The organism is Streptomyces sp. CA-135486, from assembly GCF_050936555.1.
Taxonomy (GTDB): domain Bacteria; phylum Actinomycetota; class Actinomycetes; order Streptomycetales; family Streptomycetaceae; genus Streptomyces.
On sequence record NZ_JBNJMM010000001.1, the window covers coordinates 2,255,143 to 2,269,090 of the forward strand.

Here is a 13,948-nt window from a genome sequence, read left to right on the forward strand (position 1 = left end):
GTTTCACGATGGTGCCATGAACGCAAACCTGAAGTTGACCGTGCAGCCCGACGCCCGTCCCGACCTCCGCCGCCTTGGCGTCGGCGTCATCAAGGTGTCGCGATGGGACGTCGGCACACCCGAGCGGCAGCGGGCCACCGTCGACGCCATCTCCACCGTGTGGCAGAGCCGGGTCTGGCCGTACGAGGGGCTGCTGTCCTACACCGTTCACACCGGTGAGGACGGCAGGACCCTGCTCCACTACACGCAGTGGACGGACGAGGACGCCCACGAAAAGTTCCTGCGCGGCTTCCGGGACGACAGGGACGCGGAGATCGACGCCGCGGTGCCCGGCATCGAGCGGCTCGGCCTCCACTCGTACGAGCTCTATCGCAGCGGAGCGCTGAACGAGGACGACAGCCGGATCCCCGGCTGTGTCGTCATCGTCGACGTCGAGTTCGACGGGCCGGACGCCGGGCGGCAGCGGGAATGGGTGGACAGCGTCTTCGACGCTCTGCAGAGCGACCCGGACATACACCCCGGCGGGGTCTCCGGGCACTTCCACCTGGGCGTGGACGGCACCCGGGTGCTCAACTACGCCGAGTGGGAGAGCGCCGACGCACACCGCGAGGCCCTGGCCGCGCCCGGCGCCGGGGTCGGTTCGCCCACGCCACAGTGGGCGAAGGTGCGGAACTACCCGGGCGTGACCGGCGGCGGCGTGAACCGCTACACGCCCGCGCTGAGCTTCAGCGCGGGCGGGTAGCAGTCAAGCCGGTTACGGACGGAAGCGCAGCACCTGCGGGTCGTGGTCGCTGTTCTGGTCCGCGAACTCCGCGTTGATGTGCACGCTGTCGTACGCGAAGTCGTCGATCGACGGACTGATCAGGATCTGGTCCAGGACCTGGCTGTTGCCCTGGTAGACGTACGAGTAACGCTCTCTGCGCGGCAGGGACTTGACCGCCGGGTAGAGCGCGCCGCCGTCGGTGAGCGCCTTGGTCGTCGCCGAGAACTCGAAGTCGTTGATGTCGCCGAGGACCAGGACGTCGGCGCGCCGGTCGGTCTTGAGGACGTCCTTGACGAAGGCGTTCACGGCCTGCGCCTGCAGCAGGCGCTTGGTCTCGGAGGAACGGTTCGGCGGCTGGTGGTGCGAGGTCAGCCCCTCGTCGCCGCCCTTCGAGCCGAAGTGGTTGGCGACCACGAAGACCGTGTGGCCGCGGAAGGTGAACTCGCCCGCGAGCGGCTTGCGGCTGCTCTCCCAGGCGGAGTTCGCCGGGTCGATCCGGCCGGGGGAGAGAGTGAGGGCCGCATGGCCCTTCTCCGCCACGACACCGGTCGCCGTCTTCGCGTCACCGCCCGCGCGGTCGGTGAACGAGACCCGCTCAGGGTTGAAGAGGAAGACCTGGCGGATGTTGCCGCCGGGCTCGCCGCCGTCCTTGTTGTTCTCGGGGTTGATCGAGCGCCAGTCGTAGGCCGGGCCGCCGGCCGCCGCGATCGCGGCGGTGAACTTCTTCACCGTCTCGTCGGCGGCGACGGTGCCGTCGTTCTTGGCGCCGTTGTTGTCCTGGATCTCCTCCAGGGCGACGATGTCGGGCGAGGCGAGGTTGTCGACGACGGCCTTGGCCAGCGCGTCGAACTTCTCCTGCGGGTCGGTCGGGTCGAGGTTCTCCACGTTGTACGTGGCGACCGCGAGTTCGCCGCGCCCCTGCTTGCACGTCGCCTCGGGCTTCAGGCCGCGGTCGGTGACCGTGCCGAGGGTGCGTGCCGTGATCGTGTAGCCGCCGAACTGGTTGAAGTCCAGGGGGCCTTCGGTCGTCCCGGCGAGGACGTCGCCGACGTTCGCCTTGGGGAAGGGCTGCTGGGCGAGCGGGGTGAGCGACTGGATCTGCAGGCGCCCGGTGTTCTGGGCGGTGTAGGAACCGTAGACGGCGCCGCCGCGGCGGTTCGGGTTCTCGTGCGGCTTCACCGTCACCCACAGCTCGGCGTACGGGTCGGTGGCGCCGACGACGCGCGAAGTGCCGATACGGACGTTCGTGCCCTCCAGGGACTCGTAGTAGTCCAGGGCGTACGCACGGGGGTCGAGCGGGAGCGCGTTGATGCTGCTGCCGGCCGCCGCGTCGCCGGACGGGGCGTAGGCGGCGGGCACCGACCGTGCGGTGATCGTGACCGGCGCGGGCAGCGGGTTCTGGGAAGAGACCACGGTGACGGCCGGCTTGGTGATCTGGGTGAGCGACTGGTTGCCGGAGGAGGTGCCGCCGGGGATGTACTCGCCTACGGTGCCGGAGACGAGCACGCTGTCGCCGACGGCGACGGTCGGGCTGGAGCCGGTGTAGACGAAGATGCCCTCGCTGGTGGCCGGGTCGGCGTCGGCCTGCGGGTCCTGGAACCAGAAGCCCTTGGAGCCGTAGGTCCGTACGCCCGTGACGATGCCGGGGATGCCGGTCACCTGCTGTCCGGCCAGCGGGGATATCCGGGTGGTGCCCTGGATGTCATGGATCCGGACCTCGGCGACGGAGTCGGCGGAGGCGGCGGACGATCCGGCGAGCAGGCCGGCGGCCAGCGCGGCGGCGGCGACAGCCGCGACGGCGGCCGTTCTCGGTACGACGGAGGAAGGCATCAAGGAACTCCGGAAGTGTGAGGGATGAGGGTGATGCAGTGCGGTGCATTTGGTCTACGCGCGTCAATCTCTTGGTTCCACAGGGGAGTTGTCAAGAGTTGACGGGTGTACACCGACCGACGGGCGGGTGAACCGGCCTGCCCGCGCCGGGGGGCGCGCAGGGCGGGGCTGTCGTGCGCAGCGTGCGCGGGCTGTCTTGCGCAGCGAGGGCGGGCTGTCCTGCGCAGCGTGCGCGGGCCGGCCGACCTGGCTGCTTGCGCACCGCGGCCGGCGGCGGCGAAACCCGGTGAAATGCGTCTACGCTTGGGGCCGCCCACAGGGCCGCCGCCCGGAACCCCGTACGCGCCGAGGAGAACCACCAGATGCCCGAAGACCGCCCCATCCTGCCGCCGGTGCGGCTGCACTCGGACGCGGAACTGGCGCGGGAGGCGCTCGCCACGCCGCTGCTGACCAGGGCCGTACGGCTCGCCCGCTGGGCGGGGCCGGACACACGGGTCGGCCCGGGGGGCGAACTCGTCGACGAGCAGCTGCCCGCGGCCGCCGAAGAGCTGGGCCTCGGGGCCGACGACGACGGCCCGGCGTACGCGAGCGAGGCATGGCGTGCCGCCGTCGACACCGGGCTGGTGGAGGTCCAGGACCCGGCCGACGACGACTCCGAGTACGGCACGGCCGCCGCGGGGGAGACCCTCGCGGTGATCACCTCCGGCGGGCCGCAGGACATCCTCGCCATCTGGCTGGACGCGCTCGAGGTCGTGCACGCCGACGCCATCGCGCCGGTCCTGGCCGACCTGACCGACGCGATCGGCGAGGACGGCGAGATCGACTACGGGGCGCTGGACTGGGACCCGGACGCGGAGGCGGAGTTCCTCGACGGGGTCCTGGGAAATCTGTATCTGCTGACCGTCACGGAGGGCGGGGCGGAGGGGCCGGTGCCGCTGCCCGTGCTCGCGGCGTCGATGATCGTGCCGGCCGACATGGGCGAGCCCACGGACGACGTGCTGGAGCAGGTGTCGGAGGCGATGATGCGGCTGGACGACCAGTTCCGCCTGTTCGAGCAGGTGGGCCTGGTCGAATACCGGCCGGTGGACGAGGCGTTGATGGCCGAGGAGGGCGAAGAGCCCGCACCGCCCGTGGACGACGAGGACGTGTCCCGGTACGGGATGGTCAGGCTCACCCCGCTCGGCCTTTACGGCATCAGGGCGCGGATGCTGGAGGCGGGGATCGGCGCGCCGGCGGTGGGGGAGCTGGCGCACAAGGGTGCGGATGTGCTGCTGGACGGTCTTGCGCACTTCCCGGAGCTGGCGGCGCGGGCGGAGACGGAGCAGTGGCTGGCCCGGCGGGGCCCGGCCGACGCCGCGCGCGAACTGCTCGCGTCGGCGAGGGGCTCGGACGCGGGCGGCCCGCTGCGCCGCCTGCACTGCCAGCAGGCGCTGGCCGTGGTGGGCCCGCAGGCCGAGCCGGAGGTCCGGGCGGTCCTCGACGACGCGGAGCTCGGCGGCTTGGCGAGGGTGTGGCTGGCGGAGCGCGGCGCGAGTGATGTGCCGGCGCCGCCGGAGTCGATGATCTTCTGGCTGGCGATCGACACGATTGCCGCGCAGCTGGACGCGGAGGGGGAGCTGGAGGAGCTTCAGGGCCTGGTGGAGGGGCTGGTCGGCCAGCACAGCGGGTTCTTCGACGCGGCGTGGCGGGTGGAGCACCCGGCGACGGCGGATGTGCTGGAGGCGATGGGCAGGCTGCACCGGGACAAGAGGGCGGCGAAGGAAGCGCGCAAGGCGGCGTTCAAGGCGCGGTCGCGGTCAGGGGGTTGAGGGTCGCCTGCACCAGGGGCCGGCCCTGAGCACGGCTCCGCGGCGCGCACCCTGGTCCCGGGGCGCCCGGACACACCGTGCGGCAGCGGGGCCTCTCGTTTTCGGTCTGCGTTCAAGTGCCGTTTGTGCGCGGGCGGGAGTCTGTGGCCGTCATCAGCCAGCCGGAAGCGTTCCTTCAGGAGTACTCGATGCCGCTCACCCGCAGGGAATTCGCCAGACAGTCCGCGATCACCGGCGCTGGAGTCGCCCTCACCGGCGCCGTCGGCGCGTTCGCCACCGCGCCCGGCGCCCTCGCCGCGGAGGACACCGCCGAGACCGCCGACACCGCCGGCCACCACCACGAGCCCGGCTACGGTCCGCTGCTCCCCGACCCCGAGAACATCCTCGCACTGCCCGCCGGATTCACGTACCGGATCATCACCGAGAGCGGCGTGACCAAGCTGGAGTCGGGTGAGTTCACCCCCTCCAACCACGACGGCACCGCCACCTTCGAAGGCCCGCGCGGAGCGACGCTCCTGGTCAGCAACCACGAGCTCAAGGGCCCCCGCTCCGGCTGGAAGTACCCCGTCCCGCTCATCGAAGGACTCGTCTACGACCCGGCCGCGTCCGGCGGCTGCTCGGTCGTCGAGGTCCACCACAGCGGCGAGGTCGCCCAGTGGGTCGGCATCGCGGGCACCTCCACCAACTGCGCCGGCGGCCGCACCCCTTGGGGCACCTGGCTCACCTGCGAGGAGACCGAGGACCTGGCCGGCAAGAACGGCATGACCAAGGACCACGGCTATGTCTTCGAGGTCGACCCCTGCGACCGGCGCGCCAACCAGGACCCGAAGCCCGTCAAGGCCTTCGGCCGGTACGCCCACGAGGCCGTCGTCATCGACCCCAAGCGCGGCCACGCCTATCTGACCGAGGACGCCTCCGGCCCCAACGGCCTGCTCTACCGCTGGGTCCCGCCGCACGGCTTCAAGCACGGTCGCGGACGGCTGAGGACGCTCGCCGACGACGCGGGCGTACTCCAGGCGACCAAGTGCTACGACTCCGGCGGCCGGTTCGTCGACGACCTCTCGCGCGCCACGAAGATCGGCACGGTCTACGGCGTCGACTGGGTCGACGTACCCGACCGCGACGGCCGTACCGCGCCCGTACGCAAGCAGTTCGCCGAGAAGGACATCACCCGTGCCCGCAAGCTCGAAGGCATGTGGTGGGGTGACGGCGGCGTATACGTCGTCTCCTCGTACGCCCGCGAGGAGAGCCCTGTCCAACACGACGGCCAGGTCTGGTTCTACGACCCCAAGCGCCGCACCCTCACCCTGAAGGTGCTGCTGGGCGTCAACCCGGACCCGGCCAAGGACGGCGCCTTCGACGGCCCCGACAACATCACCGTCTCGCCGTACGGCGGTCTGGTCATCGCCGAGGACGGCGAGGGCGTCCAGCACCTCTTCGGCGCGACGGAGCGCGGGCGCACCTACCCGATAGCCCGTAACGACCTCAACGACAGCGAGTTCACGGGCGTCGTCTTCTCGCCCGACGGAAAGACGCTGTACGCCAACATCCAGACCCCCGGCATCATGCTCGCGATCACGGGCCCCTGGAAGCGCCACTCGCAGCGCGACTGAACAAGATCCGGAACGTAGGCCCCTGGGCCCCGGAAAACCCTTGGCGCGCCGTGGGGTTGGGCTCCTAGAGTCTTCGACGAAAGCTTTATGCACCTCCCGGTGCGCAGGCTGCGGCTACTTCCTCTTACGAAATCACGCCGCCGCCAATCTTGATCTCGGGAGGCTCAGCATGGGGTGCCCGGTGCGCAGGCAACGGTTACTTCTTGGGACCGGGAGGTCGCGGGTTCGAATCCCGCCCAGCTTCGGCGATGTGGAGCAGTCTGGAAGCTCGCCCGGCTACAGTCCGTCGCCGACCTCTGATCTCGGGCACTCCTTTGCTGTGCTTCCCCAGGAATTCGGGGGATTTCCATGGCACGTTTCAATGTCCGCAAGGCCACGGCGGGAGCGACTTCTCCCGTGCGTTCGACCGGTCGCACCCTGCGTACTCACCAGAACGGCATGGGTGCCGAGCGCGAGGCACGCTCCGAGCTCTTTCTGCTCGCGGTAGCCAATTTCGTTTCGCAGCAGACCTTTTACGAGTCCGGCGGTGACCGCGACGACCGCTTCACCACTCTCGTACGGGAGCTCGCCGTCGAGGACCCGGAGTGGACCGCGGGTCTGCTCGGCTGGCTGCGCGGCGAGGGCAATATGCGGACCGCCGCCATCGTCGGCGCCGCCGAGTACGTCAAGGCGCGCCTTGACGCCGGCGCCACCGAAGGGCCGTCGAACCGTCAGGTCGTCGACTCCGTGCTGCGCCGCGCCGACGAGCCCGGCGAACTGCTCGGCTACTGGACCTCGCAGTACGGCCGCGCCGTGCCCAAGCCCGTCAAGCGCGGCATCGCCGACGCCGTGGCGCGCCTGTACAGCGGCACGTCGCTGCTGAAGTACGACACGGCTTCCAAGGGCTACCGCTTCGGCGACATCCTCAATCTGGTGCACGCCTCGCCCGACCCGGACAAGCCGTGGCAGGGCGCGCTGTTCCAGTACGCGCTCGACCGCCGGCACCACCCGGACACGGCCGAGCCGCCCGCCGCGATCCCCGCTCTCGCCGCCCACCGGGCGCTGATGGCGGTGCCGGCCGCCGGGCGGCGCGCGGTGATCACCGCGCCCGACGGGGCCGCGCGCCTCGCCGAGGCGTCAATGACCTGGGAGGCGCTCGCCGGCTGGCTGCAGGGCCCCATGGACGCGACGGCCTGGGAGGCCGTGATCCCGTCCATGGGTGCGATGGCGCTGGTCCGCAATCTGCGGAACTTCGACGAGGCCGGAATCTCGGACAGGGTCGCGGCAGAGGTCGCGGCGAAGATCTCGGACCCGGAAGCCGTGCTGAGGTCGCGGCAGTTCCCGTTCCGCTATCTCGCCGCGTACCAGCACGCCCCCTCGCTGCGCTGGTCGTACGCGCTGGAGCAGGCGCTCGGCCACTCGCTGGCCAATGTGCCCGCGCTGCCCGGCCGCACGCTGGTCCTGGTCGACCGCTCCGGCTCCATGTGGGCGCGGCTCTCGGACCGTTCCGAGCTCAACCGCGCGGACGCGGCCGCGATCTTCGGCACGGCCGTGGCGATGCGGGCGGCCGACGCCGACCTGGTGCAGTTCGGTACGACCAGCTCGCGTGTGACGTACCCCAAGGGCGAGTCGGTGCTCAGGGTCCTGGGCCGCTTCGGCGACCTCGGCGGCACCGACACGACCTCGGCGGTACGGGCCCACTACCGGGGTCACGACCGGGTACTGATCGTCACCGACGAGCAGGCGGCGTACAGCTACCACGGGGACCCGACCGAGCAGATCCCGGCGCACATCCCGGTCTACACCTGGAACCTGGCGGGTTACCGGGCGGGCCATGCGCCGTCGGGGAAGCCGAACCGGCACACCTTCGGCGGCCTCACGGATGCGGCCTTCCGCATGGTGCCGCTGCTCGAACGGGGCCGGGACGCCGACTGGCCCTGGGGATGAGCCGCGGCCCCGGACCCGTGTCCGACCCGCGTCCGACCCGCGTCCGACCCGCGTCCGGCCGGCATCGGCGGGTGGCCGGCTGAGGCGGGTGATCGGCATCGACGCGTCCGCCGCGCCGGAGCGCACCAGGGAGCAGATCGGGCGTATCGCACGCAACACCGCCTCACTCATCGGAGTGGAGCGTGAGCTGCGGGATACGGACATCGAACTGGACGAGCGCCACCACGCGGGGACGTACGACATTCCGGACGAAACGACGCTGGAGGCGATGCGGCTCGCGGCCCGTACGGAGGGGATGGTGACGGACCCCGTCCACGAGGGAAAGTCGATGGCGGGGCCGATCGACCTGGTCACACGCGGTGAGATCGGCTCCGGGGCGAGGGTGCTTCATGCCCATCTCGGCGGGCGGCCCGCACTCAATGCCTACAGCTCGCTGTTCTGACGTGGCGTGGCGGGGGCCCGAGGCCCCATACTCCAGGTAATGACTAAATCAGCCGGATCCCGCCGCCATCTGCCCTCCAGCCCCTTCAACCGACCGGCCGCGGCTGCGCCGCCGATCGAGCAGTACGAAGTGGGTGACCGGGTCTCGCACGACCAGTTCGGGCTCGGCAGAGTCATCGCAGTCGAAGGTGACAATGCCGCCGTGCTGGTCGACTTCTCCGGGCGTCAGGGAAGAATCCTGAGCCCCTACTCGAAGCTGGCCAAACTCTGAGGACCGTGGCCACCGGGCCCGCCATCACCTGAATCGGGTCGATGGGGGGCCCGGCGGCGTGGGTCACAGCGCCTGGGCGGCGGGCTTCACCATGCCGCGCACGGTGCGGGACTTCACGAAGTCGCCCAGGGCGGTCATCTCCCATTCACCCGAGAACTGCTTGATCAGCTTGGCCATCATCACGCCGGTCTGCGGTTCGGCGCTGGTCAGGTCGAAGCGGACCAGCTCCTCGCCGGTCGCCGCGTCGAGCAGTCGGCAGTAGGCCTTGGCGACCTCGGTGAACTTCTGTCCCGAGAAGGAGTTGACGGTGAAGACCAGGCCCGTCGCATCGGCCGGGAGCCGGCCCAGATCGACGACGATCACCTCGTCGTCGCCCGCGCCCTCGCCCGTCAGATTGTCACCGGAGTGCTTGATCGCGCCGTTCAGGATCGAGAGCTTGCCGAAGTAGCAGCTGTCCAGATGGTTGCGATTCGGGCCGTAGGCGATGACGGAGGCGTCGAGGTCGATGTCCTTGCCGCGGAAGGCGGGCTCCCAGCCGAGGCCCATCTTGACCTGGGAGAGCAGCGGGCGGCCGCCCTTGACCAGCGAGACCGTCTGGTTCTTCTGCAGGCTGACCCGGCCCTTGTCCAGGTTGATCTTCCCGGCACCGGGGGCGGGCGTGGCCGGGGGCGCGGCGGGTGCGGGCGGTGTGGCAGCGGCGATCCGCGGATCGGCGGGCGCGGCCGCGGGGGCCGGGGGCGCGGCCGGAGCGGCCGCGGGGACCGGGGGTGCGGCCGGAGCGGCTGAGGCGGCGGGCTCCTCGTCGACCGAGACGCCGAAGTCCGTGGCGATGCCCGCCAGGCCGTTCGCATAGCCCTGGCCGACCGCGCGGGCCTTCCAGGCGCCACCCCGCAGATAGATCTCCACGACGACCAGCGCGGTCTCGGCGCCGAGCCGCGGCGGGGTGAAGGTGGCGAGCGCGCTTCCGTCGTCGGCGTTGCGGATGGTGGCGGTGGGCTCGATGCCCTGGAAGGTCTGGCCCGCGGCGTCCGGGCTCGCCGTGACGACGATCTTCTCGATGCCGGGCGGGACGGCGGCGGTGTCCACCACGATCGCGTCGGGGGCGGTGCCGCCGCCCGAGCGATAGCTGACGCCGGGGCCCGCCGGCTGGTTGTAGAAGATGAAGTCGTCGTCTGAGCGCACCTTGCCGTCGGCGGTGAGCAGCAGGCCCGATACGTCGAGCCGCACCGGGGCGGCGACGTCCACCGCCACGCGGGCGGCCGAGAGAGGGATGTTCGAGCCGGGGGTCATAGCTGTCATGCCAGACGTAACGAGCGAGGGCGCTTTACCGTTCCCTTACCTTGCGGCTCGGTCTTGCCGCCCCTTCGGCGTTCAGTGCGGCCACCGCGGCGGGTTGGTCGTGAAGTGGCCGCCCAGATACGCGTGGTCCGGATTGTCCGGGTCGAGTTCGCCCTGTTCCGCGACGAGCTTCTCCGCGTACTGCTCCGAGTCGTCCTGCGGCTCGTAGCCGAGGGTGCGTGCCGTCGTGAGGTCCCACCACAGCCGGGTGTTGGCGGAGGAGCCGTAGACGACGCTGTGGCCGACGTTCTCGGCGGTGAGGGCCGCGTGGAAGAGGCGCGCGCCGTCGCCCGGGCTCATCCACACCGAGAGCATCCGTACCGACGTCGGCTCCATGAAGCAGGACCCGATCCGGACGGAGACGGTCTCCAGGCCGTGCAGATCCCAGTAGAGCTGGGCCAGGTCCTCGCCGAAGCACTTGGACAGGCCGTAGTACGTGTCGGGGCGGCGCGGGGTGTCGATCGGGATCAGCTGCTCCGGCGCGAAGGGCGGCTGCCCGTGCGGGCGGGGGGTGAACCCGACTGCGTGGTTGCTGGAGGCGAAGACGATGCGTGCGATGCCCTCCTCGCGGGCCGCCTCGTAGAGGTTGTGGGTCCCCTCGATGTTCGCGCGGAGGATCTTGTCGAAGGGGGCTTCCAGGGAGATGCCCGCGAGATGGATGATCGCGTGGACGCCCCGTACCGCTGCGCGCAGTGCCTCCTTGTCGGAGAGGTCGGCGGTGATCGCGTCCGGTACTCCCTCGATGGGGGTGGCGTCGAAGAGGCGGAGCTCGTAGCCGTACGCGGGCAGCAGCCCCCGCATCAGTGTGCCGAGACCGCCGGCGGCGCCGGTCAGCAGGACGGTGCGGGGAGCGGGCATGGATGGATCTCCTTGAGCTGCTCAGGTCCGTAGACGGCATTCACATACATGGACACGCTAGGGAGGGGTCCGGACACCGTCAAGTGTCCCGCGGAGGGGTCGAATCCGCCTCTGAGTTGCGGCGTTCCGTCTTGACCCGCCCCGTGTGGCTGCCCTAGCGTGACAGTCGTTCAGAGATATGGACATCGATCAGAATTGTGCACGAGTCTGCAGGCTCGGTGCACGGCCCAGGGAGCGCCCGTGACCTCAGCCCCGCTCGCCGCCCGGCTCACCCGGGTCCAAGGACCACTGTTCTTCCCCGTCACCGCGTACGGACCGGACGGCGCCCTCGACCTCGATGCCTTCCGCGCCCATGTGCGAAACGGCATCGACGCCGGCGCGGCCGCGGTCTTCGCGTGCTGCGGAACGGGCGAGTTCCACGCCCTGACCCCCGAGGAGTTCGGCGAATGCGTCGCCGCGGCCGTGGCCGAGACGGCCGGCGAGGTCCCCGTCGTCGCCGGAGCCGGCTACGGCATCGCGCTCGCCCTCCAGTACGCGAGGATCGCCGAGGCCGCGGGCGCCGACGGGCTGCTCGCCATGCCGCCCTACCTCGTCGTCGCCGACCAGCCCGGACTTCTGCGCCACTACACCGCGCTCGCCGAGGGCACCTCCCTCGACGTCATCGTCTACCAGCGCGACAACGCCGTCTTCACCCCCGAGACCGTCGTCGAACTCGCCCAGGTCGACGGCATCATCGGCCTCAAGGACGGCTACGGCGACCTCGATCTGATGCAGCGCATCGTCAGCGCCGTCCGCCGTGAACTGCCCGATCAGGACTTCCTCTACTTCAACGGGCTGCCCACCGCCGAGCTCACCGGCCTCGCCTACCGCGCCATCGGCATCACCCTGTATTCCTCCGCCGTCTTCGCCTTCGCCCCCGACATCGCGCTCGCCTTCCACCGCGCCCTGACCACGGGTGACGACAAGACCGTTGGCCGGCTGCTCGACGGCTTCTTCGTGCCGCTCGTCGAACTGCGCGGACTCGGCCGCGGCTACGCCGTATCGCTCGTCAAGGCAGGCGTACGCCTCGGCGGCCTGGAGGTGGGCGAGGTGCGGCCGCCGCTGAGCGAGCCCCTCGACATCCACATCACGGCACTCGCGGCGCTGATCGAGCGCGGCCGCGCCCTGCTGGAGGAGGGCGCGTGAAGGTCTCCGCGTTCCTCTACCCCTGGGACATCACCGGGGACCCGGACGCCGCGGCCCGTATCGCTGACCTCGGCGTCCAGCAGGTCACTTTGGCCGCCGCCTACCACTCGACGCGCGCCCTGACCCCGCGCCACCCCCGGCACCGGATCGTCACCGCACAGCACGCCGCCGTGCTCTACGAAATGGACGAGGAGCGCTGGGCGGGCCGCGAGCTGCGGCCGTATCCCGCAGGGGACTGGGCCCCCGGCGACGCCTACGCGGAAGCCGCAGCGGCCCTGACCGCCGCCGGACTCGAGGTGCACAGCTGGGTGGTCCTCGCCCACAACTCCCGCCTGGGCGCCGAGCATCCGGACACCTCCGTCGTCAACGCCTACGGCGACCGCTACCCTTGGGCGCCCTGCATCGCCCAGAGCGCGGTCCGCGCCCTGCTGGTGGACCTCGCGGCCGAGGCCGCGGCCAGGCAGGGCGCGCACGGCACCGAGCTGGAGTCCTGCGGCTGGTACGGCCTCGCGCATCCGCACGCACACGACAAGATCGCGGGTGTCGGCATCGGCGAGGCCGCGCAGTATCTGATGTCGCTGTGCTTCTGCCCCGCCTGCCGGCAGGGGTACGGCCGGCAGGGCCTGGAACCGCACCTGCTGGCCGCCGCGGTACGGAGCGGGCTGGAGCCGGTCTGGGCGGGCACGGTGCCGGCCGACGCGCCGGTCGAGAAGCTGCTCGGCGCCGAACTGACCGCAGCCACCCTGGAGTTCCGGACGCGCACGGCCCGTAGCCTGCAGGAGGCGGCCGTCGCGGCGGTGCGGGCTGCGGCTCCCGACGGCTTCCAGGTACTGCTGCACGCCGACCCCGTCGCGTACCACTGCGGGGCGAACGCGGGCGTCGACCCCGCGCACATCCTGTCCGTCGCGGACGGCGTGGTAGTGCCCTGCACGGGCGGCGCCCAGCTGCTCACCCCCTTCGCGGAGCGCCGGGTGGAGGGGGCGGTGCTGGCCGCCAACCTCACCGTCGTGCGGGGCATGGGCGGCAGCCCCGGCACACTGGCGGAGGACGCGGCCCGGGCCGCCGGGCTCGGCGCGAACCAACTGAGGCTCTACCACGCGGGGCTGGCGTCCGACGCGGACCTTGCGACGGTGGCGGACGCCCTGTCGGGCCTGGTCTGAACGCGGCGGCGAGGGGCCGGGGTCCGGGGGTCAGGACCTCAGGGCCTTCATCCGGGAAAGGCGCGGTCCCTGCGCGGTCCCTGCGCCGTCCCCGCGCCGACCCCGCGCCGACCCCGCGTCAGCCCGGCGAGATGAACCCCGACTCGTACGCCGCGATCACCGCCTGCGTACGGTCCCTGGCGCCCGTCTTCGCCAGCACCGCCGCCACATGCGTCTTCGTCGTCGCCGGACCCACGCCCATCCGCCCGGCGATCTCCGCGTTCGTCAGACCCGTCGCCATCAGCCGCAGCACCTGGGCCTCGCGCTCGGTGAGCCGGGAGGCCCAGGGCGGGGGAGCGGCGGGGCGGCGGCTGCTGTACTCGGCGGCCAGCGAACGCACCGCCGACGGGAAGAGCAGCGAATCGCTGCGGGCGACCAGCCGCACCGCCTGGACGAGCTCCTCGGCCGCGGCCCGCTTGAGCAGAAAGCCGGCGGCTCCGGCACGCAGCGCGTCGTACACGTACGAGTCGTTCTCGAAGGTCGTCACCACCACGATCCGCGGCGCTTCGGCGAGCGTGCCGAGGATCTGCTCGGTGGCCCGGATGCCGTCGATCTGAGGCATCCGCACATCCATCAGGACCACGTCGGGGCGCAGTTCGCGCACCACCGACACCGCCTCGGCGCCGGTCGACGCCTCGCCGACGACCTCCAGGTCGGGCTCCGCGTCGAGGATCACGCGCAGCGCCGTACGGACCATCCGCTCGTCGTCGGCGAGG

The 13,948-nt window shown here is 71.3% G+C and carries 11 protein-coding genes and 1 pseudogene; 8 read left to right on the forward strand and 4 right to left on the reverse strand.

The features are described 5' to 3' along the window. Positions 1-16: 16 nt before the first annotated feature. Positions 17-742: an antibiotic biosynthesis monooxygenase gene (locus ACQEVG_RS10220; protein WP_432980275.1), complete on the forward strand. Its 726-nt coding sequence runs from the start codon at positions 17-19 to the stop codon at positions 740-742. Between the two features lie 12 nt (positions 743-754). Here ACQEVG_RS10220 and ACQEVG_RS10225 read toward each other — a convergent pair whose 3' ends face one another. Further along, positions 755-2,593, reverse strand: a complete 1,839-nt coding sequence (locus ACQEVG_RS10225) for an endonuclease/exonuclease/phosphatase family protein (protein WP_432980278.1) — start codon at positions 2,591-2,593, stop codon at positions 755-757. Between the two features lie 362 nt (positions 2,594-2,955). On the opposite strand from ACQEVG_RS10225, the gene ACQEVG_RS10230 reads away from it, so the two are divergent. The 5 genes and pseudogenes from ACQEVG_RS10230 to ACQEVG_RS10250 all read left to right on the forward strand — a co-directional run bounded on the left by ACQEVG_RS10230 (position 2,956) and on the right by ACQEVG_RS10250 (position 8,652). Beyond that, the gene (locus tag ACQEVG_RS10230; protein WP_432980281.1) at positions 2,956-4,401 is read left to right on the forward strand and encodes a hypothetical protein; all 1,446 of its coding nucleotides are present in this window, start codon (positions 2,956-2,958) and stop codon (positions 4,399-4,401) included. A gap of 188 nt (positions 4,402-4,589) precedes the next feature. Further along, positions 4,590-6,014 (forward strand): alkaline phosphatase PhoX, encoded by a 1,425-nt coding sequence (locus tag ACQEVG_RS10235; RefSeq protein ID WP_432985219.1) that lies wholly within the window; start codon positions 4,590-4,592, stop codon positions 6,012-6,014. A 348-nt stretch (positions 6,015-6,362) separates the two neighbouring features. Continuing rightward, the gene (locus tag ACQEVG_RS10240) at positions 6,363-7,940 is read left to right on the forward strand and encodes a TROVE domain-containing protein (RefSeq protein ID WP_432980284.1); all 1,578 of its coding nucleotides are present in this window, start codon (positions 6,363-6,365) and stop codon (positions 7,938-7,940) included. Positions 7,941-8,007: 67 nt separating this feature from the next. Next, positions 8,008-8,382 (forward strand): annotated as a pseudogene (locus tag ACQEVG_RS10245) (pyridoxal-phosphate dependent enzyme); the annotation flags it as partial. Between the two features lie 39 nt (positions 8,383-8,421). Continuing rightward, positions 8,422-8,652, forward strand: a complete 231-nt coding sequence (locus tag ACQEVG_RS10250) for a hypothetical protein (protein ID WP_360883843.1) — start codon at positions 8,422-8,424, stop codon at positions 8,650-8,652. 63 nt (positions 8,653-8,715) lie between these two features. On the opposite strand, the gene ACQEVG_RS10255 is transcribed toward ACQEVG_RS10250, so the two are convergent. Together ACQEVG_RS10255 and ACQEVG_RS10260 are read right to left on the reverse strand one after the other, a co-directional pair. After that, positions 8,716-9,951, reverse strand: coding sequence for a TerD family protein (locus ACQEVG_RS10255; protein WP_432980288.1), 1,236 nt, complete (start codon positions 9,949-9,951; stop codon positions 8,716-8,718). 72 nt (positions 9,952-10,023) lie between these two features. Then, positions 10,024-10,848, reverse strand: a complete 825-nt coding sequence (locus ACQEVG_RS10260; protein ID WP_432980291.1) for an NAD-dependent epimerase/dehydratase family protein — start codon at positions 10,846-10,848, stop codon at positions 10,024-10,026. 240 nt (positions 10,849-11,088) lie between these two features. On the opposite strand from ACQEVG_RS10260, the gene ACQEVG_RS10265 reads away from it, so the two are divergent. Beyond that, positions 11,089-12,033, forward strand: a complete 945-nt coding sequence (locus tag ACQEVG_RS10265) for a 5-dehydro-4-deoxyglucarate dehydratase (RefSeq protein WP_432980294.1) — start codon at positions 11,089-11,091, stop codon at positions 12,031-12,033. Continuing rightward, positions 12,030-13,193, forward strand: coding sequence for a hypothetical protein (locus tag ACQEVG_RS10270; RefSeq protein WP_432980297.1), 1,164 nt, complete (start codon positions 12,030-12,032; stop codon positions 13,191-13,193). Before ACQEVG_RS10265 ends, ACQEVG_RS10270 begins: the two co-directional genes overlap by 4 nt. A 118-nt stretch (positions 13,194-13,311) precedes the next feature. Here the strand turns inward: ACQEVG_RS10270 and ACQEVG_RS10275 are convergent, their stop codons facing one another. After that, a complete protein-coding gene (locus ACQEVG_RS10275; RefSeq protein ID WP_432985222.1) occupies positions 13,312-13,929 on the reverse strand; it encodes a response regulator in 618 nt (205 codons plus the stop codon). Positions 13,930-13,948 lie beyond the last annotated feature (19 nt).

Excerpts from the sequence above, each read along its gene's own strand:
- ACQEVG_RS10240 (WP_432980284.1), top strand. The coding sequence starts at position 6,363 with ATGGCACGTTTCAATGTCCGCAAGGCCACGGCGGGAGCGACTTCTCCC.
- ACQEVG_RS10260 (WP_432980291.1), bottom strand. The coding sequence starts at position 10,848 with ATGCCCGCTCCCCGCACCGTCCTGCTGACCGGCGCCGCCGGCGGTCTC.
- ACQEVG_RS10255 (WP_432980288.1), bottom strand. The coding sequence starts at position 9,951 with ATGACAGCTATGACCCCCGGCTCGAACATCCCTCTCTCGGCCGCCCGC.
- ACQEVG_RS10275 (WP_432985222.1), bottom strand. The coding sequence starts at position 13,929 with ATGGTCCGTACGGCGCTGCGCGTGATCCTCGACGCGGAGCCCGACCTG.
- ACQEVG_RS10225 (WP_432980278.1), bottom strand. The coding sequence starts at position 2,593 with ATGCCTTCCTCCGTCGTACCGAGAACGGCCGCCGTCGCGGCTGTCGCC.
- ACQEVG_RS10220 (WP_432980275.1), top strand. The coding sequence starts at position 17 with ATGAACGCAAACCTGAAGTTGACCGTGCAGCCCGACGCCCGTCCCGAC.
- ACQEVG_RS10230 (WP_432980281.1), top strand. The coding sequence starts at position 2,956 with ATGCCCGAAGACCGCCCCATCCTGCCGCCGGTGCGGCTGCACTCGGAC.
- ACQEVG_RS10235 (WP_432985219.1), top strand. The coding sequence starts at position 4,590 with ATGCCGCTCACCCGCAGGGAATTCGCCAGACAGTCCGCGATCACCGGC.
- ACQEVG_RS10250 (WP_360883843.1), top strand. The coding sequence starts at position 8,422 with ATGACTAAATCAGCCGGATCCCGCCGCCATCTGCCCTCCAGCCCCTTC.